This window comes from Saccharopolyspora flava (assembly GCF_900116135.1).
Lineage (GTDB): Bacteria > Actinomycetota > Actinomycetes > Mycobacteriales > Pseudonocardiaceae > Saccharopolyspora > Saccharopolyspora flava.
In genome coordinates, this window is sequence record NZ_FOZX01000003.1 from 451,763 (window position 1) to 469,039 (window position 17,277).

At 71.1% G+C, this 17,277-nt stretch carries 16 protein-coding genes; 6 read left to right on the top strand and 10 right to left on the bottom strand.

Features of this window, described 5'->3' with window-relative positions:
- Positions 1 to 37 precede the first annotated feature (37 nt).
- Positions 38 to 271 (top strand): hypothetical protein, encoded by a 234-nt coding sequence (locus BM424_RS11915; RefSeq protein ID WP_093416231.1) that lies wholly within the window; start codon positions 38 to 40, stop codon positions 269 to 271.
- Positions 272 to 306: 35 nt separating this feature from the next.
- Here the strand turns inward: BM424_RS11915 and BM424_RS11920 are convergent, their stop codons facing one another.
- The 6 genes from BM424_RS11920 to BM424_RS11945 all read right to left on the bottom strand — a co-directional run bounded on the left by BM424_RS11920 (position 307) and on the right by BM424_RS11945 (position 6,932).
- Positions 307 to 531: a DUF397 domain-containing protein gene (locus tag BM424_RS11920; RefSeq protein WP_342742609.1), complete on the bottom strand. Its 225-nt coding sequence runs from the start codon at positions 529 to 531 to the stop codon at positions 307 to 309.
- Between the two features lie 203 nt (positions 532 to 734).
- Positions 735 to 1,757, bottom strand: a complete 1,023-nt coding sequence (locus BM424_RS11925) for a phosphotransferase family protein (RefSeq protein ID WP_175548049.1) — start codon at positions 1,755 to 1,757, stop codon at positions 735 to 737.
- 5 nt (positions 1,758 to 1,762) lie between these two features.
- The gene (locus tag BM424_RS11930; protein WP_217649686.1) at positions 1,763 to 3,418 is read right to left on the bottom strand and encodes a class I adenylate-forming enzyme family protein; all 1,656 of its coding nucleotides are present in this window, start codon (positions 3,416 to 3,418) and stop codon (positions 1,763 to 1,765) included.
- A complete protein-coding gene (locus BM424_RS11935; protein WP_093416236.1) occupies positions 3,411 to 4,823 on the bottom strand; it encodes a phosphotransferase family protein in 1,413 nt (470 codons plus the stop codon). Before BM424_RS11935 ends, BM424_RS11930 begins: the two co-directional genes overlap by 8 nt.
- Positions 4,820 to 6,076 carry an acyl-CoA dehydrogenase family protein gene (locus BM424_RS11940; protein ID WP_093416238.1) on the bottom strand — a complete coding sequence of 419 codons (1,257 nt, stop codon included), beginning with the start codon at positions 6,074 to 6,076 and terminating at the stop codon, positions 4,820 to 4,822. Before BM424_RS11940 ends, BM424_RS11935 begins: the two co-directional genes overlap by 4 nt.
- 64 nt (positions 6,077 to 6,140) lie before the next feature.
- Complete coding sequence (locus BM424_RS11945) at positions 6,141 to 6,932, bottom strand: enoyl-CoA hydratase/isomerase family protein (protein WP_093416241.1); 792 nt, start codon at positions 6,930 to 6,932, stop codon at positions 6,141 to 6,143.
- A gap of 332 nt (positions 6,933 to 7,264) precedes the next feature.
- Between BM424_RS11945 and BM424_RS11950 the strand changes: the two genes are divergently transcribed.
- Positions 7,265 to 8,164 carry an alpha/beta fold hydrolase gene (locus BM424_RS11950; protein WP_139274052.1) on the top strand — a complete coding sequence of 300 codons (900 nt, stop codon included), beginning with the start codon at positions 7,265 to 7,267 and terminating at the stop codon, positions 8,162 to 8,164.
- On the opposite strand, the gene BM424_RS11955 is transcribed toward BM424_RS11950, so the two are convergent.
- The 4 genes from BM424_RS11955 to larA all read right to left on the bottom strand — a co-directional run bounded on the left by BM424_RS11955 (position 8,139) and on the right by larA (position 11,715).
- Positions 8,139 to 8,945: a class I SAM-dependent methyltransferase gene (locus BM424_RS11955; RefSeq protein WP_093416246.1), complete on the bottom strand. Its 807-nt coding sequence runs from the start codon at positions 8,943 to 8,945 to the stop codon at positions 8,139 to 8,141. The genes BM424_RS11950 and BM424_RS11955 overlap by 26 nt on opposite strands.
- Positions 8,946 to 8,957: 12 nt before the next feature.
- Positions 8,958 to 9,080, bottom strand: coding sequence for a type B 50S ribosomal protein L36 (gene ykgO / locus BM424_RS11960; protein WP_093416249.1), 123 nt, complete (start codon positions 9,078 to 9,080; stop codon positions 8,958 to 8,960).
- 128 nt (positions 9,081 to 9,208) lie between these two features.
- Positions 9,209 to 10,195, bottom strand: coding sequence for an aldo/keto reductase (locus BM424_RS11965; protein WP_093416251.1), 987 nt, complete (start codon positions 10,193 to 10,195; stop codon positions 9,209 to 9,211).
- Between the two features lie 236 nt (positions 10,196 to 10,431).
- Positions 10,432 to 11,715, bottom strand: a complete 1,284-nt coding sequence (gene larA, locus BM424_RS11970) for a nickel-dependent lactate racemase (RefSeq protein ID WP_093416254.1) — start codon at positions 11,713 to 11,715, stop codon at positions 10,432 to 10,434.
- Between the two features lie 352 nt (positions 11,716 to 12,067).
- Between larA and sbnA the strand changes: the two genes are divergently transcribed.
- From sbnA to BM424_RS11990, 4 genes are read left to right on the top strand one after another with little or no spacing between them, the layout of a single operon-like run.
- On the top strand, positions 12,068 to 13,051 hold the full coding sequence (sbnA, locus tag BM424_RS11975; RefSeq protein ID WP_093416256.1) for a 2,3-diaminopropionate biosynthesis protein SbnA: 984 nt from the start codon (positions 12,068 to 12,070) through the stop codon (positions 13,049 to 13,051).
- Between the two features lie 29 nt (positions 13,052 to 13,080).
- A complete protein-coding gene (gene sbnB, locus BM424_RS11980; RefSeq protein ID WP_281248769.1) occupies positions 13,081 to 14,100 on the top strand; it encodes a 2,3-diaminopropionate biosynthesis protein SbnB in 1,020 nt (339 codons plus the stop codon).
- Positions 14,100 to 15,737 (top strand): IucA/IucC family protein, encoded by a 1,638-nt coding sequence (locus BM424_RS11985; protein WP_093416261.1) that lies wholly within the window; start codon positions 14,100 to 14,102, stop codon positions 15,735 to 15,737. Before sbnB ends, BM424_RS11985 begins: the two co-directional genes overlap by 1 nt.
- Positions 15,737 to 16,960 carry an MFS transporter gene (locus tag BM424_RS11990; protein WP_093416264.1) on the top strand — a complete coding sequence of 408 codons (1,224 nt, stop codon included), beginning with the start codon at positions 15,737 to 15,739 and terminating at the stop codon, positions 16,958 to 16,960. Before BM424_RS11985 ends, BM424_RS11990 begins: the two co-directional genes overlap by 1 nt.
- The last annotated feature ends 317 nt before the right edge of the window (positions 16,961 to 17,277 follow it).

Consider the following 17,277-nt stretch of genomic DNA (forward strand, 5'->3'; position numbering starts at 1 on the left):
AAGGCCGCCCCACTCCTCGACACCGATGGGAGCTCGCATGGCGAATTCACACACCTGGCTGCGCTACTTCTGGCGTCCGGTCCCCGACAGCGACAGCTCGTACGGGCTGGTCCGCCACGCCTTCTTCGGCATCGCCCACGATTCCGGCCCCTCAGCCGAGTCGGTCTGCGAGCGAACGTTCGCCCTGGCCACACCTTCCGAATTCGACTGGATCCACTCCCCGACCTGCCCCGAGTGCAACGAAGTCCTCAAACAGACGAAAGGCCCCTGACCACACCTCAACCCGGAGAACTGACCATGATCGCACTACGCCCGGTCGAACCGCCCCTGCTGAACACCGTCCAGGAAGTTTCCCCAGGTAGACGCACCGAACGCGAGCTGGGCCCGCTCCGGGGACTTCGAGTCTCGGGCGCGCACCTCGTTCCCGGTGAAGGCGACTTCCACGCAGTTGCCCTGCATGCTGCTGCGACTGCTCTTCCGCCAGCGAGTACCACGCTCATCAACGGCTGCCACGACGTGCTCCTCAGTCACTGCGTGAGACCACTTTCGACGCCCTCGCCCCTGCGTGAGACACCCACCTCACGCAACCGCCGAAGCGGCCCACCCGCGCCCGGCGTCAAAAACTGCAACTTTCGCGGGGTCGAAAACTCCGGTTTTTAACCGGTCGAAAACCGGGGTTTTTGACCCGTGGGGACACCGGTGTTCGGTAGTCGGACAGGTGGTGGGAGTCCCCGCTAGACCAGGCCCAGGTCTTTGACGGCTTTCCAGGCGAGGTGTGCTTGGCGTTGTTCGGTGTCTGCTCGTTCTGTGGCGTCGTAGCCGTCGTCGGCCATGTGGCCTGCTTGGTAGCGGGCTCGGACTCCGGCGGTGATGCAGCAGGAGCGCCAGCGCTGGAAGGCGACGTAGAACGGGAGGTCGGCGAGGTCTCGGCCGGTGAGCGAGCGGTAGCGGGTGATGAGGTCGTCGCGGGTCGGGAAGCCGCCTTCGGCCGTGGGGCCGGGGGTGACGGCCGGGAGGTCGTCGCCGGGTTCCTCCCAGGTGGCGATGAGCCAGCCGAGGTCCGCCAAGGGCTCTCCGAGTGTGGCCAGTTCCCAGTCGAAGACCGCCAGGACCTCGCCGTCGAGTCCGTAGGAGAGGTTGCCGGGGCGGAAGTCGCCGTGGACGATGCCGGTGGTCTGCGGCGGGACGTTGGCGGCCAGGGCGTCGTGGACCGCGTCCAGCAGGGCCAGGTCCGGGGCGCCGGAGGCGTGGACCTGCTTCTGCCAGCGGCTCAGCTGCCGTTGCAGGTAGCCGTCGCGGCGGGCGGCGTCGCCGAGTCCGACGGCGTCCGGGTCGAGGTTGTGCAGCGCCGCCATGCACTCCACGGTCGCGATTCCCGCGCGGTGCCGGGCTTCTCGGGAGAACGGTCCGGCGGAATCCCGGTCGGCGAGGACGTGGCCGTCGACGAAATCCATCACGTAGAACGTGGCGCCGGTGATCTCAGGATCGTCGCAGTAGGCGATCGGCGTGGGAACCGGGACGCCGGTGCCGTGCAGCGCGGAGATGAACCGCCACTCGCGGCTCATGTCGTGCGCGGTGCTCAGCACTCCCCCGGTCGGCGGCCTGCGCAGGGCGCGCACCCGGCCGTCGGCGCCGGTGACCCGGTAGGTCAGGTTCGATCGACCACCCGAGACCAGCGAGAACTCGACGGGCGCGGGCACGCCGTGCCGGTCCAGCCAGCGGGTGACGGCTTCGCGTTCGATGCCTTGCAGTTCCACCGCTGTCACCCCTGCTGCACGATCTGCTCTCGGAGCCGCCGCTTGAGGACCTTGCCGGTCGCGGTGCGCGGCAGCGGGTCCTCGCGCACCACCACGTGCGTCGGAACCTTGAACCCGGCCAACCGCTCTCGCACGTGCGTGCGCAGTTCCTCCACATCCGCGGGGGTTTTGAGGTTCACCACCGCGCACACCTCCTCGCCGAGAGTGCGGTGCGGCAGCCCGATGACGGCGACGTCGGCGATCGCCGGGTGCTCGTGCAGCACGGCCTCGACCTCGGCGCAGTAGACGTTCTCACCACCTCGGATGACGACGTCCTTGAGCCGGTCCACGACGTAGACCCACTCGTCCTGGACGTAACCGAGGTCGCCGGTGTGGAACCAGCCGTCGGTGAAGGCCTCCGCGGTGGCCTCCGGCAGGTTCCAGTAGCCGCGCACGACGTTCGGACCGCGGAACCACAGCTCGCCGATCTCGCCGTCGGGCACGTCGTCGCCGGTGGCGGGGTCGACGACGCGGATCTCCGCGCCCGGCATCGGCTGCCCGACGCTGTGGGAGTGCTCCTGGTAGCCCTCGCCGGAGTTGCCCACGACGGTCGAGGTGGTCTCGGTCAGCCCGTAACCGCTGGAGGCGCTGCTGCCGAGCCCGCCGATGCGTTCGACCAGGTCGGGCGGGATGGGCGCACCGCCCATCGTCACGCCGTCCAGGCCGCGCACGGCGTCGCTGTTCTCGACGAGATCGCGCATCACCGTCGGCACCCCGGCAGCGCTGGTCAGGCCGTGCTCGCTGATCAGCTTCTCGGCCTGCGCCCGGTCCCACCGGTACATCGTGGCGAGCTTCGCCCCGGCCAAGGTGGCGAAGCAGAGCACGGTGATGCCGGCGATGTGGAACATCGGGAAGGTCAGCAGCGCCCCCGGCTGCGGATCGTCCGGGCCGGGTTCGGGGAACGTGCCGCCGTTGGTGACCGCCATGCCGATCTTGCGGTTGACCACGGTGTTGAGCAGGTTCGTCACGTGGTTGCGGTGCGTGCCGATGGCGCCTTTGGGGCGGCCGGTGGTGCCGGAGGTGTAGAGGATCGTGGCGTCGTCGTCGGCGTCGATGTCGACCTCCGGCGGTCGCCCGTCGTCGGGCAGGCCCGCGACGAGGTCCGACCAGGCCCGCACACCGGGACCGGGCGCGCCCCCGCGCACCTCGACGATCGGGACGTCGCGGCCGAGCAGTGCGGTGCGCTCGGGGTCGGCGAAGACGAGCTTGCTGCCGGAATCGGTCATGCCGTAGCGCAGCTCGTCGGCGCTCCACCAGGCGTTGAGCGGGACCGCGACCAGTCCGGCGACCTCGATGGCCCAGAAGATCGGCACCCATTCCGGGAAGTTGCGCATCGCGATCGCCACGCGATCACCGCTGGTCAGCCCGTACTCCTCGCGCAGCGCGCGGGCGAGCCCGGCCACCAGCCGGTGGTGCTCGGCGAACGTGCAGCGGTAGTCCTCGTAGAGCAGGAAGTCCTTGTCGCCGTGGAAGGCGCTCAGCAGCGCGGCGTCCCGCAGCGTCCCGAGCGGTTTCGCGTAGACGCGCATGGGGATGCCGCGGACGACGGCGTCGGTCATCTCGAAGTCGCCGCCGGGTCCGGTGAGTTCGTTCAGCAGGCGTTCGCGCAGCTGGTCAGGCACCGTTGCCTCCCCTGGTCCTGGACTGGATGTGCTTCGGGTTGGCCACCGCGAGCCGGTCGAACACCTCCGACCACAGCACCGCGGCCACGTCCTCGTTCCACGGGTCGATCTCGCCCGCCCGCAGCGCCGCGGCGAAGCCGGCCCGGTCGGCGAAGCCGAGCTCGCCGAGCCGTTCGGCGTGCCGCCGCTCCTGCTCGCCGCCGAACCGCAACTCGCGTTCCACAGTGGACAGCACGTTGGCGGCGACGAGCGACTGGAACCGCATCCGCCCCTCGGCCCTGGCGAGGACCTCGTCGCGCAGGAAATCCCGCGTCGCCACGACGAGTTCGGCCGCGGTCGGCCGCCCGTGCAGGTCCGAGGCGCCGGATTCGACCTGCGGCAGTGGTGCGGGTTCGGGGACGGCGAGCGCTTCCAGCAGGTCGAGTTCCTGCTCGCAGACCCGGCGTCCGATCGCGGCGAGCTCCATCGACGGGTGCGCGCCGCTGAGGTGCTGCTCGGCCTGGGACCGGCAGATCACGCCCCACTTGGCGGTGCCCAGCACCTCCCACCAGCGCACCACCTCCGGGTCGGGGCGGGTTCCCGCGACCTCGGCGTAGCCGTCGAAGAGCTCGTCGAGCGAGCCGAAACCTCCTGCGGGGAGCGGAGATCCGAAGCGCCAGGCCTTGGTGCACAGCCAGCCCAGGTCCTCCATCGGGTCACCGGCGTGCACGAGCTCCCAGTCCAGGACCGCGCGCAGTCCGGTCTCGTCGACGATCAGGTTCCCGTTGCGGAAGTCGCCGTGCACCAGCGTTCGCCCGGACCCGGCGGGCCGGTGCTCCCGCAGCCAGCGGAAGGCGATCTCCACGGCCGGGATCGGGTCGCCGAGCACGTCGTAGTCGGCGATGAGCTGCTCCAGCGGGTCGGGTTCGGGGAACCCGTCGGGCACCGGGATGCGGTGGATGCGCGCGGCCGCCCGGCCGAGCTCGCGAGCCAGTCCGGCGCGGGCGTCGGCGTAGGCGTCGTCGCGCAGCAGCCGTCGCGGGATCGTCTCGCCGTCGACGTGCCGGGTGAGCACGTACGGCGAACCCAGCACGGCCGCGTCGGTTCCGTGATCGACCAGCTCCGGCACCGGAACCCCGGCCTGCGCCGCGGCTTCCAGCACGACGGCCTCGCGCGCCATGCCCTCCGGTCGCGTCAACCCGGGCGGGTCGCGACGCAGCACCAGACGCTCACCGGTGTCGAGCTCGACGAACCACGTCTCCCGGCTCGCACCCCCGCTCGCCTGCTCCAACCCCACCACCCGCACCGGCCCGGACCCCGGATTACGCCGGTATTCCGGTTCCCGATTACCGCCGGAATCCGGGGGTGGGTGGCGGAGGGTGGTGAGTCGGGCGGCGAGGAGGTCGCCGAGGCCTGGAGCGCTCATGGGCGCTTTCCCGGGCCGGCGAAGCCGAAGAGGTAGGCCGCGACCTTGCGGATCTGGACCTCCTCGGCGCCTTCGGTGATCCGGTAGCGACGGTGATGGCGGTAGATGTGCTCGAACGGCGCGTGCCGGGTGTAGCCGAGTCCGCCGTGCACCTGGATCGCGCGGTCGGCGGCGTCGCACACGAGCCTGTTCGCGCGGTAGTTGCACATCGAGACCTTGTCGCTGATCTCGAAGTTCGGGCGGCGGTCCATCTCCCACGCGGTCTTGCGCACCAGGCCGCGCACCATCTCGGCCTCGGTCTGCAGCTCCACCAGCGGCCACTGGATCGCCTGACGCCGTGCCAGCGGCTGACCGAAGGTGACGCGCTGCCGGGCGTACTCGACGCTGCGGTCGATGCAGAACTGCGCCGCGCCGACGCCGGAAGCGGCCTGCCGGATGCGGTTCTCGTGCACGAAGCACTGCGCCAGCTCCAGGCCCGCGCCTTCCTCGCCGAACATCGCCGACGACGGGACGCGCACGTCGCGCAGCGACACCTCGGCGTGGTCGGTGGGCATGTTGAAGGTCCACCAGTGGAAGTCCACCGAGAAACCGGGCGTGTCGGTGGGCACGATGAACGCGGTGATCCCCCGGGCCTGACCGGGTTCGCCGGAGGTGCGGGCGAACACGACGTCGTGGGTCGCCGAGTGCATCCCGGAGTTGAAGCGCTTGCCGCCGTTGATGATCCAGTCGTCGCCGTCGCGCACGGCGGTGGTCTCCAGCCAGGTGGCGTCGCTGCCGTGGTCGGGTTCGGTGAGCCCGAAGCCGATCCTGGCCCGCCCGGTGAGCATCGGTTCCAGGAACTCCTGGCGCTGCGCGGCGGTGCCGAACTCCAGCATCATGTGCACCACGGGGAAGTTGCCGACGACGGAGGCCTCGTTCTGCAGGTCGTTGTGCAGGCCCAGGCCTTTCGCGGCGAGGTGTTCGCGGATCACGGCCATCTCGAAGTTGCCGCCGCCCCCGCCGCCGACCTCCTCCGGGAGGCCGTAGCGCAGCCAGCCGGCGGCGTCGGCTCGGCGGGCCATCTCGCGCAGCAGGTCTTCCCACTCGGGCCGCGGCGTGCCGCCGGCCTCGAAGTCGGTCCGGGCGTACTCCCGCCGGTGGTCGAAGAACCGCTCGTTGTCGTCCTGCTGCTGGAGCGGGACGATCTCGGACTCGATGAACGCGTCGAGCTCACCGAGCAGTTCGACCAGCTCGCTGGGCAGTGAGAAGTCCATGCCGAGCCTCCTTAGCGCCCGTTCAGCGACCTTAAGCACACGTGCGCGGCGGCACAAGGGGACGTCAGTCGACCAGCCATTCGCCGGTGAACTCGGGCTCGGTCTTGTTCGTGAAGGCCTTGAACGCGGCCGGGGCGTCGGCGGTGGCGAAGTTGACGCTCTGCGCCCGCGCCTCGCTCTCCAGCGCCTCCCGGAACGATTGCTGACCTGCGGCGTTGAGCATCGCCTTGCTCTGCGCGAGGGCCACCGGGGCACCCGAGGCGAGCCGGTCGGCGAGGTCGTCGACGAAGCCGTCCAGCTCGTCGTCGGGCTTCACCCAGGTCACCAGCCCGAGCTCGCGGGCCTCCTCGGCGTCGATGATCTCGCCGAGCAGCGCGAGCCGCTTGGCCTGCTGCAACCCGACCACGCGCGGCAGCAGCCAGGAGCCGCCGAAGTCCAGCGACAGGCCGCGCTTGGCGAAGATCTGCGAGAACCGCGCGTCCGGGGTCGACACCACCAGGTCGCAGCCCAGCGCCAGGTTCCAGCCCGCCCCCACGGCCACCCCGCGCACCTTGGCGATCACGGGTTTGGCCAGCTCGTGCAGCGCCAGCGCCACGTCGTTGACCCGGTGCATCCGGGTCAACGGGTGCCCGTCGCGCCCGGCGGAGAGATCCGCCCCGGCGCAGAAGTCACCCCCGGCCCCGGTCAGCACCACGGCCCGCACGTCCTCGTCCTGCTCGGCGCCCCGCAGCGCGTCGTGCAGCGCGCCCCAGGTCGGCCCGTCGATCGCGTTCTTGCGATGCGGCCGGTTCACCGTCACCACCTGCACGGACCCGCGCCGCTGAACCAGAACGGTGTCACTGTCCACTGTGCTCACACGCCCTCCGCAGAACAAGAACCCCGATGTCCTTATCGATCGCTAAGTTAACACCCGGAACCCGAGAACGTAACCGCCCAGAGGACTGCTCCGGAGCCCACTTCAGCCGACGACTCCGCGAGCACCGCGGAGTCGTCGGGCAGCCGCCGCGCGCAGCGCGACCTGCCGCGAATGGCCGCCCACGAGTTCAGCGTGGGCGTTCGGCAGGGGGCAGTTTTAGTGAAAACTGTCCGGGCAGAACGGACATGATCATGGGGCAGTTCTGGCAAAAACTGTCCCCTCCTGAGGTGACCGCCTATCGTCGCCCTTGCCGTTGAGCGGGAGGAGTGCTGGTGGGGGTTCCGTTCGGGGAGCGCCGTGGGGTTTCCGGCGGGGCGATGTGGGTGCACCGGTCCGGCGGTGGGCCCGAGGTCGTGTTCCTGGCCGGTGGCGGGATGTCCGGGGCCTACGGGTGGAAGGTGCACGAGCAGGTCGCCGCGTTCGGGACCGCCGTGAGCTACGACCGCCTCGGACTCGGGTGGAGCGATGCCGCCGAACTGCCTCGCAGCGGCGCGGCCGTGACCGACGACCTGCGGGAACTGCTTCAGACGGTGGGCGTGACGGGACCGGTGGTGCTGGTCGGGCATTCGCTCGGCGGGCTCCACGCCCGGCTGTACGCGAAGCGCTTCGGAGCCGCAGGCCTGGTGCTGCTCGATCCGACGCACGAGGACATCGTCGAGCGCCTGCCCGAGCCGGAGGCGCGGCGACTCCGGAACCTGAGCCCGGACGACCTGCCGCCCGCCGAGCAGCTGGAGCCGATGCGCGAGCGCTACCGCGCGGCGTTCGGCCGCGTGCTCAGCGACTGGCCCGACGAGATCCGAGAACCGTTGCTGGACCGCTGCTTCAGCACCGAGGGGTACCGGAACTCGATGCTGGAGCCGCTGAACCTGCCGTCGGTCTTCGAGGAGGCCCGCCGAGCCGGCCCCGAACCCGACGTTCCCACGATCTTCCTCTCCGCGATGGGCGCCGATCCGGTGGCCGACGAGCTGGTGCCACCCGAGGCGCGCAGGCCACCAGCGGAGTCCGGACGAGCCAAGCACCAGCTCTACACCGATCTCGCCGCGACCCTGCCCCGAGGCGCGCTCCGCCGGGTTGACGACGCCGGCCACTCGGACATCCTCTGGGCCAGACCGGACGCGGTGGCCGACGCCGTGCGCGACGTGCTGGTCAGGGGGTCGTGCCCAGGCCGGTGAGGGTGGTGGTGTCGAGGTGGGTGAGGCCCGTTTCGTCGAGGCGGGCGAGGTAGCAGTCTCGGACCCGGGCGATCTGATCCGGGGTGAGCTCGTCGAGGGCACCCCGGTAGCCGGAGCCGAGGACGAGGAGCCAGGCGACCTCGGGGGTCATGGTCAACCGGCGCTCGTGGGTGACCACGTCCACATCGGACAGACCGAGCCCGCTCAACCAGGGGGCGAAGGTCGTCGGCTGGTTGATCGCGTCGACCGGCCCCCTCGGACGTTCGCCCGGGGGCTCCACCCCTGTCACCTCGGCGACGGAGAGGGTGAGCTGCCTGCCCGCCGGCTCGACCGCACCGCGGCGCCAGATCGTGAAGGCGACGCGCCCACCGGGCCGGGCGGCGCCGTTGAGACGCCTCGCCCCGGCCGCCACGTCCGGGAAGAAGAAGATGCCCAGCACCGACTGGACGAGGTCGTAACCCGTGCCTTCCCAAGCGGTGACGTCGGCCTCGTGCGCGTGCAGCTGCGGCAATCCCGAGACCCGTTCGCGCAGCTCAGCGACCATCGGGCCGGAGATGTCGACGGCGTCGACGTGACCCTCGACGTCCACCCGACGGGCGGTGGGGATGGCCGACGCCCCGGTCCCGCAGCAGGCGTCGAGCACCCGCTCGCCGGGCCGGGGGTCGACGAGTTCCACGACATCAGCGCCGATGGGCTCCCAGAGGTGACGGCCGAGCGCGGCGAAGTCCGCCGCCGCGGCGTCGAAAGCGTCCCGCGAACCGACCTGACTTCGCCGCGCCATATCCACTCCCCTTCAGCCCTGGCGGGCTTTGTAGCGGGGGTTCTTCTTGTTGATCACGAACGTCTTGCCGTGCCGCCGGATCACCTGGGCGCCCGGCTTCTGTTTCAACGACCGCAACGACTTGCGCACCTTCATCCCTGACCTCCTTCTCGACGACCACTGTACACGATAATGAAAATCATTATCGCGTAGAGGCCAAGGGATGCCCCCGGTCCTCGGCAGGGGGCGGTGATGGTCCCTGCCGAGGAGTCGAAGACGGGAGGTCAGAGGCCGACCATCGACATGCCGGTCTCGTTGTAGCGGTTGCCCTGGACTCCGGTGCGGGAGGCGAGGGCGTTGAGGTCGGCGATCTCGTCGGCGCTGAGCGCGACCCGCGTCGCGCCGGCGTTCTCGTCGAGGCGCTCGCGGCGGCGGGTTCCGGGGATCGGGACGATCCACGGCTGCTGCGCCAGCAGCCAGGCCAGCGCGACCTGACCGGGCGCGGCCTCCCGGGCCTCCGCCAACGCGCGGACCTGGGCGACCAGCGCCTGGTTCGCGTCGAGGTTGCCCGCCTCGAAGCGCGGGATGGCGTTGCGGATGTCGCCCTCGGTGAACTCCGAGGTGCTGACCGTGCCGGTCAGGAACCCGCGGCCGAGCGGGCTGAACGGCACGAACCCGACGCCGAGCTCGGCGCAGGTGGGCAGCACCTCGGGTTCGGGGTCGCGGGTCCACAGCGAGTACTCGCTCTGCACCGCGGTGACCGGGTGCACGGCGTGGGCGCGGCGGATCGTCGCGGCCCCCGCCTCGGAGAGCCCGAAGTGCCGGACCTTCCCCGCCTGGACCAGCTCGGCCACCGTTCCCGCGACGTCCTCGATCGGCACGTCCGGGTCGACCCGGTGCTGGTAGAACAGGTCGATCGCGTCGATGCCGAGCCGCCCCAGCGACTCGTCGGCGACGCGGCGGATGTGCTCCGGCCGGGAGTTCGTGCCGACCGTCTTGCCGTCCTGGATGTCCCAGCCGAACTTGGTGGCGATCACGACGCGGTCCCGCAGCGGCCGCAGCGCCTCGCCGACGAGCTCCTCGTTGACGAAGGGCCCGTAGACCTCGGCGGTGTCGACGAAGGTGATGCCCGCTTCCTCCACGGCGTAGCGGAGCACTCCGATCATGTCGTCGCGACTGCCCGGGTTGGGGCCGTAGCTCTGGGACATGCCCATGGCCCCCAGCCCGACCGCCGAGACCTCCAAGCCCTGTCCGAGCGTGCGCGTGTGCATTGCTGATCCTCCTCGTGGTCCTCGAACACCCCCGACGCTATTCCCGATCCGCAACACGAGCGAGCGCCCCTCACCCCCTGCGACGACACCACCCCACCGCGGCGACTCCGCCCCCCACCACCACGACCGAGACCCCACCACCAGGTGACACCCGGTCGAAAACCCCGGTTTTCGTCGGGTCGAATACCGCGGTTTTTGACCGGTCGAAACCTGCGGTATTTGACCGGGTCGTCGTGCTAGGTGGTGACGTAGGGGATGGTTTGGGGGCCTTCGGGGAGGACGCAGACTCGGGCGTCCGGGCCTCGGGCGGCGAGTTCGGCGTGGACCGCTTCGGCGATGTCGTCGACCCGGTAGAGGTGGGCCGTGCGGAGGTCGGCGTCGGTGAGGTGGGTGGTGTGGACGCCGACCCGGGCGGTGGCCAGGACTCGCGCGAGGATCTGGACCTGCCACTGGTCGGGGACCGTCTCGGTCCTGCCGGAGATGGTGCGCAGCAGGGCTTCCGGCGTCGGTTCGGAGGCCAGGACCTCGCGGAACGAGCCGTGATCGGGGAAGCCGTCGCTGCACTCGGCGGCGCAGATGATCAGCCCGCCCGGCTTGACGACGGTCGCCGCGGCCGTCATGCCCTTCACCGCCTGGTAGACGTTCTGGTCCAGCGGGAAACCCGAGTTCGTGGTCACCACGACGTCGTAGCGCTGCGGAACCGGTTGCATCGACAGCTCCCGCACGACCTCCCGCGCGGCCGCGTGCATCGGCAGCAGGTCACCGCCGAAGGCCTCGACCACCCGCTGCTCGCGGTTGAGCACCACGTCGAAGGCGAAGTCCACGCCGGTGCCGTCGGCGATCGCGCGGACGTCGTCGTGCACCGGGTTCCCCTCGCACACCGCCCACGTCGCCCGCGGGCTGGCGATGCGCGCGGCGTCGTGCAGCGTGAGCACCGTGTCCAGCCCCGCCAGGCCGGGGGCGACGAGCTTGGGGCCGCCGCTGAAGCCAGCGAAGAAGTGCGGTTCGACGAAGCCGGTGGTGATCCGCACGTCGGCGTCCACCCAGTGCCGGTTCAGCGACACCTCCACCCCGTCGCCGAAAGTGCCCACGTGGCGCAGCATCTCGGGGTCGCGGCAGTCGTGGTTGACGATGCGCATCGTGTCGACGAGCTCGTCGCCGAGCATCGCGCGCAGCTCCGCGTCGGTGTTGCCGCGGTGGGTCCCGGTGGCCACCAGCAGCGTGAAGTCCTCGCGCGTCGCGATGCCCTCCAGCTCCGCCAGCAGCGCGCGCACCATCGCCTCGCGGGGCTGCGGGCGCGTCGCGTCGCACAGCGACACCGCGATCCGCTGGCCCGGCCGCACCCGCTGCCGCAGCGGCGGTCCGGCGACCGGGTCGGACAGCGCGCCGCGCAACGCGACGTCGGTGTCGGGCGCGGCGGGCGGGTTCGCGGGCGCCACCACGGTCGTGCGCTCGCCCGGCAGTTCCACCGTCAGCCCCGACCTGCCGTAGGCCAGCTCGACGGTCACGTTCTCCGACATCCACCGCTCCAGTTCCGCTCGGTCCTCCCGGCGATCCTGCCTTCGCGAACATCGCGCCGGGAGAACCGGACCCCCGGAGTGATCACCCTCTCCCCCGTTCGGAGCCTTGAAATTCAGCCGTCCCGTCGAATCCGGAATTGTTCGATCCGATTCTTCGCGGAAATTCCGAACAACCGCAGATCAACGCCCTGAGGAGAATTCGGCAGGAGAATGCCCAGCGGAATGTGAGCAGCCGCTTCCACCCCTCCGATGTGCTGTGGCTCTCCGAGATCACTCCTGTTAAGTTAGGCTTACCTTTGTTAGCGTTTTCGGTCGTAGCAAGGCCCTTTCGGTTGTCGATCTGAGGAGAATCGTGGCCGTCGACACCCAGACCGAATCCGTCGTCGGGTCGGTTCTCGACTGCGTGGGAAACACGCCCGCCGTCGTGCTGAACCGGCTCTTCCCCCAATCCGATGTCGAGGTGATCGCCAAACTCGAGCTGATGAACCCCGGCGGGAGCATGAAGGACCGGTCCGCGCGCCACATCGTCGAATCCGGATTGCGCAACGGGTCCATTCGGCGCGGCAGCCACCTGGTCGAGTCCAGCTCCGGCAACTTCGGGATCGCGCTGGCGATCGCCGCGCGGCTCCACGGGCTGCGCTTCACCTGCGTGCTCGACCCCAAGGCCGCGCGCGCCAACGTCGCCATCCTGCGGCACCTGGGGGCCGAGGTGGAGGTCGTCGACCAGCCCGACGAGACCGGCGGCTACCTGCACACCCGCATCCGCCGGGTCCGCGAGATCGTGGCCGGCTCGCCCGGTGCGATCTGGATCAACCAGTACGCCAACGACCGCAACTGGCAGGCCCACTACCACGGCACCGGCGACGAGCTGAGCCGTCAGCTCCCCGAGGCCCCGTCGTACCTGTTCGGGGCGGTCAGCACCACCGGCAGTCTGCTGGGCTGCTCCCGCCGCTTGCGGGAGAACTTCCCGGACCTGCGGGTCATCGCGGTCGACGCCGTCGGATCGGTGATCTTCGGCGGGCCGCCCGGGCAGCGCGACGTGCCGGGCATCGGGGCCAGCCGGGTGCCCGAGCTGTTCAGCCCGGCCGAGATCGACGACGTGGTGCACGTCAACGACTTCGAGGCCGCCGTGGGCTGCCGGGAACTGCTGGCCACCGAAGGCATCTTCGCCGGCGGCTCCACCGGAGCCGTCGTCGCGGCGATGCAGCGCACCCTGCCGCGGCTACCCCGCCCGTGCCGGGCGGTGGCCGTCTTCCCCGATCGCGGGGACCGCTACCTCGACCTGATCTACGACGACGACTGGTTCGACGCGGCCCGGCAGCGCTGCGCGAACTGACGACAACACCTCTACCAGAAGGAGAACCAGTGTCCTCTGAGGACTCACCGCAGATGCTCTACCTGAGCCGCAGCGACATCGCCGCCGTCGGCGGTGACGCCGCCGAGCTCTACGTCGACGCCCTCAACGCCGGTCTGATCGCGCACGCCGAGGGCAAGACCGTGCAGCCGCTCAAGCCGTACCTGCGGGTGGCGGGCAAGCAGGGCCACATCGCCGACCGGATCATCGCGATGCCCGCGCACGTCGGCGACCCCGGCTTGTCCGGCATCAAGTGGATCGGCAGCAAGCACGACAACCCGGCCGAGCGCGGACGGGAGCGCGCCAGCGCCGTCATCGTGCTCAACGACCCGGCCAGCAACTACCCGGTGGCGGTGCTCGAAGGCAGCCTGATCAGCGCGTGGCGGACCGCGGGCGTGACCTGCCTGGCCGCCCGGCACCTGGCGCGGGAGGGCTTCACCGACGTCGCGCTGGTGGGCTGCGGCGTCATCGGCAGCACTCAGATCACCGCGCTGCTGCAGCAGTTCGGCTCGATCGAGCGGGTCCACCTGCACGACCAGAGGCCGGAGGCGGCGCGGGCGCTGGCCGACCGCGTCGGCCGCGAGCACCCGTCGGTCGAGGCGCGCGTCGCGGAGACCGCCGAGGACGCCGTGCGGGCCGGTGACCTGGTGGTCCCGTGCACCGTCACCAGCGAGCCCTACATCGCCTTCGACTGGCTCAAGCGCGGTGCGCTGCTGTGCAACGTGTCCATCATGGACGTGCACAAGGAGGTCTTCCTCAAGGCCGACAAGGTCGTCGTGGACGACTGGGAGCAGAGCAACCGCGAGAAGAAGATCATCAACCAGCTGGTGCTGGAGGGCTCGTTCTCCCGCGGGCAGCTGCACGCCGAGCTCGGCGAGATCCTCGCGGGCGCTCGGCCCGGCCGCACCGAGGACGACGAGATCATCGTGCTCAACCCGATGGGCATGGCCGTGGAGGACATCGCCTGCGCCGGCGCGGTCTACGAGCGCGCCCGCGAGCGGGGCGTCGGCACCTGGCTGGACCTGTACTGATGCGGGTGGGATCGGCCGAGCTGGTCATGCGGGACCTCGTCGACGTGCTGCTGCAGGAGGAGCTGGTCGAGCTCACCGGCGACGCGGGCCGGGCCGTCCTGCGCACGTCCGCCGGAGAGGTGAGGGTGCCCGTCCGGCCCGGCGGCGCGCTGCAGCGCTACCGCTACGACACCGGTCCGGTCCTGCTCGACGGCACGCGGCCGCTGACCCCGGCCGAGCTGCTCGCCGCGGTGCGCGAGGACTCGGCCGCGGTCGCCGCCGACCTGCGGGCCGCGGTCGAGCACACCGAGGTGCTGCGCGGGCAGCGCTCAGCCCTCGACCTCACCCCGACCGGCGGGATGCTAGCCGGTGAGCGGCTGGCCGCCACCCGCAACCGCCCGTTCCACCCCACGGCGCGGGCGGCGGCCGGGTGGTCGGCCGAGGAGGTCGCGCGCTACGGGCCGATGCGGGCCGAACCGCTGGGGCTGGACTGGGTCGCGGTGCGCCGCGACCGGCTCGTCCACGGCGGCGACCCGCTGTCGCAGCGCCTGGCCGAACTGGTCCTCTCCCCCGCCGAGCTGCGCTCGCTCGGCGCGATCGGCGACGACCTCCAGGCGATCCCGGTGCACCCGTGGCAGTTCCAGCACGTGCTGGGTGGGTGCTTCGCCGACGAGCTGGCCGACGGATCGGTGGTGCCGCTGGCGCGCGAGCTCGGCGGGTTCCACCCGACGTCGTCGCTGCGCACGCTGACCACCTCGCCGGAGTCCTCCCGGCACGTCAAGCTGCCGCTGGGGGTGGCGACGCTGGGCGCCACCCGGCTGCTACCGCCGCGCTACCTGGCCAACGCCGAGCGGGCGCAGCGCTGCATGACCGAGGTCCTCGACCGGGATCCGGCGCTGGGCGAGCGGGTCGCGCTGTGCGACGAGCGGGTGTGGGCGGGGTGGCACGACCCGGACGATCCCTTCGGCGACCGGCCCGGCCAGCTCGCCGCGCAGGTGCGGATCTACCCCGAGCTCGACGGGCTGGTGCTGCCGATGGCGGCGCTGGCCGCGCACGAGTGGGACGTGCTGGGGCCGGTGATCTCGGAGCGCTTCGACCCGCTGTCGTTCTTCGGGGACCTGGCGCGCTCGTTCTGCGAGGTCGCCTTCGGGTTCCTGAGCCGGGGCGTGCTGCCGGAGCTGCACGGTCAGAACGTGGTGGTGCAACTGCGCGGCGGCCGGGTGCGGCGGTTCGTGCTGCGCGATCACGACACGCTGCGGCTGTTCGGCGAGTGGATGCGGCTCGCGGGCACGCCCGATCCGGAGTACGTCATCAAACCCGGTGCGCCGCAGTCGCTTCGGCTCGACTCGGCGGAGTCGCTGGTGGGGTATCTGCAGACGCTCGGTTTTCAGGTGAACCTGCACGGCATCGCCGACGCGCTGCGTCGTCACTTCGGTCTGGACGAGCGGGAGCTGTGGAACCTGGTGCGGGAGACCGTGATCGAGCACCTGCCCGCCCAGCCCGCACCGGTGCGGGCGGTTCTGCGCGATCGGCTGCTGCGGGCCGGGACGTGGCCGAGCCGCCGGGTCCTGGAACCGCTGCTGCGGCAAGGCGCCTCCTCCGGCGTGAGCATGCCCGCCGGGACCGGGACGGTGCCGAACCCGCTGGTGGAGGCGTGATGCGGGGACGGACCTATCCGGTGCTGTGCCTGGGGCAGTTCGCGGCGACGGCGGGGCTGACGATCGTGGTGCCGCTGCTGCCGTTCTACCTGGCCGGGATCGGCACGCCGCGCGGCGAGATCCCCTGGTGGACGGCGGTGTCGGTGGCGGCTCCGGCGGTGGTGCAGCTGGTCAGCGGGCCGCTGTGGGGCTGGGTCGGCGACCGGTTCGGGCACAAGGCGATGGTGGTGCGCGCGCACGCCGGACTGGGCCTGGCGATCGCGCTCATGGCGGTGGCCGACACCCCGGAGGAGTTCCTGGGGTGCCGGTTGCTGCAGGGCGCGTGCGGCGGGGTGGTCAGCGCGACCGCCTCGTACGCGAGCGCGGCCGCCTCCACCGACCGGCGCGGCCGGGCGCTCGGGATGCTGTTCGCCGCCACCGCGGCGGGGTCCCTGCTGGGGCCGCTGGTGGGTGGTCTGCTGGCCACCCGGCTCGGGTTCGCGCCGCTGTTCGCGGCGGTGGCCGGGATGCTCGCGATCTCCAGCGCGCTGGCTGCGGTGTCGCTGGCCGAGGCGCACGCGCACGCGCGCGAACGGCATTCGCCGCGCGCGATCGCCGCGCTGCTGCTGCGTCGCCGGGAGACCCGGTGGATGCTGCTGGCCGGGTTCGCCGCGCAGGCCGCGATCTACGCGCTGGTGGTGGTGTTCGCGCCGCAGGTCGAGCGGATCTCGGGCTCGGTCGCCGCCGCCACGACGTGGGTCGGCGTGCTGCAGGCGGTGACGTGGGCGGCGTCGTGCGTCGGAAGTCCCTGGTGGGGGCGTCGCAACGACCGCGGGTCCGCGCAGCTCGGGTTCGCGGTGGCCGCGGCGTGCTGCGCGGTCGCGGTGGCGCTGCAGGGCGTCGTGCCGGTGGAGCTGCTGCTGCCGCTGCGGGTGGCGCAGGGCTTCTGCTTCGCGGCGTTGCTGCAGTCGGTGCTGCACGTCAGCTCCCGGCACGCCCCGGAACGAGGCTCGGGCACGGCGTTCGGCTTCAGCACCGGCGTCCTGGACCTCGGCCAGGTCTTCGGACCGCTCGCCGGTGCCGCCCTGGCGGTCCTGCTGCCACCGTCGGTGGTGTTCGCGCTCATCGGCGCGATGCTCGGTACCGCCGCGCTGCTGGCCGTCGCGGGCCGCGCGAAACCGGAGGTTTCCGCAGGAACCTCACCCCACGACCCGGTTGGAACTCACGAGAAGGTGTTGCGGTGAACGAGGAAGCGGCACGCGCGGCAACGCGCCAACGCCTGCTGAACGCGATCGTCAGAGAGCTGGAGTGCGAACGCACCCCCCACACCCTCCACATCCCCCTCCGTTCCCGGGGGAACGAAGTTTTCATGAAAACTGCGCACCCCCACGACCCGGAACCGAGGGAAGTTTTCATGAAAACTGCACCACCCCGGGGTTCGGGACCAGACGCAGTTTTCATGAAAACTGCGTCCTCCCCGGACCCCGGACCAGGGGGTTCACCTGCGGAGATCGCATCTCGCCCGGGTTCGGAGGTGGGGGAAGTTTTCATGAAAACTTCG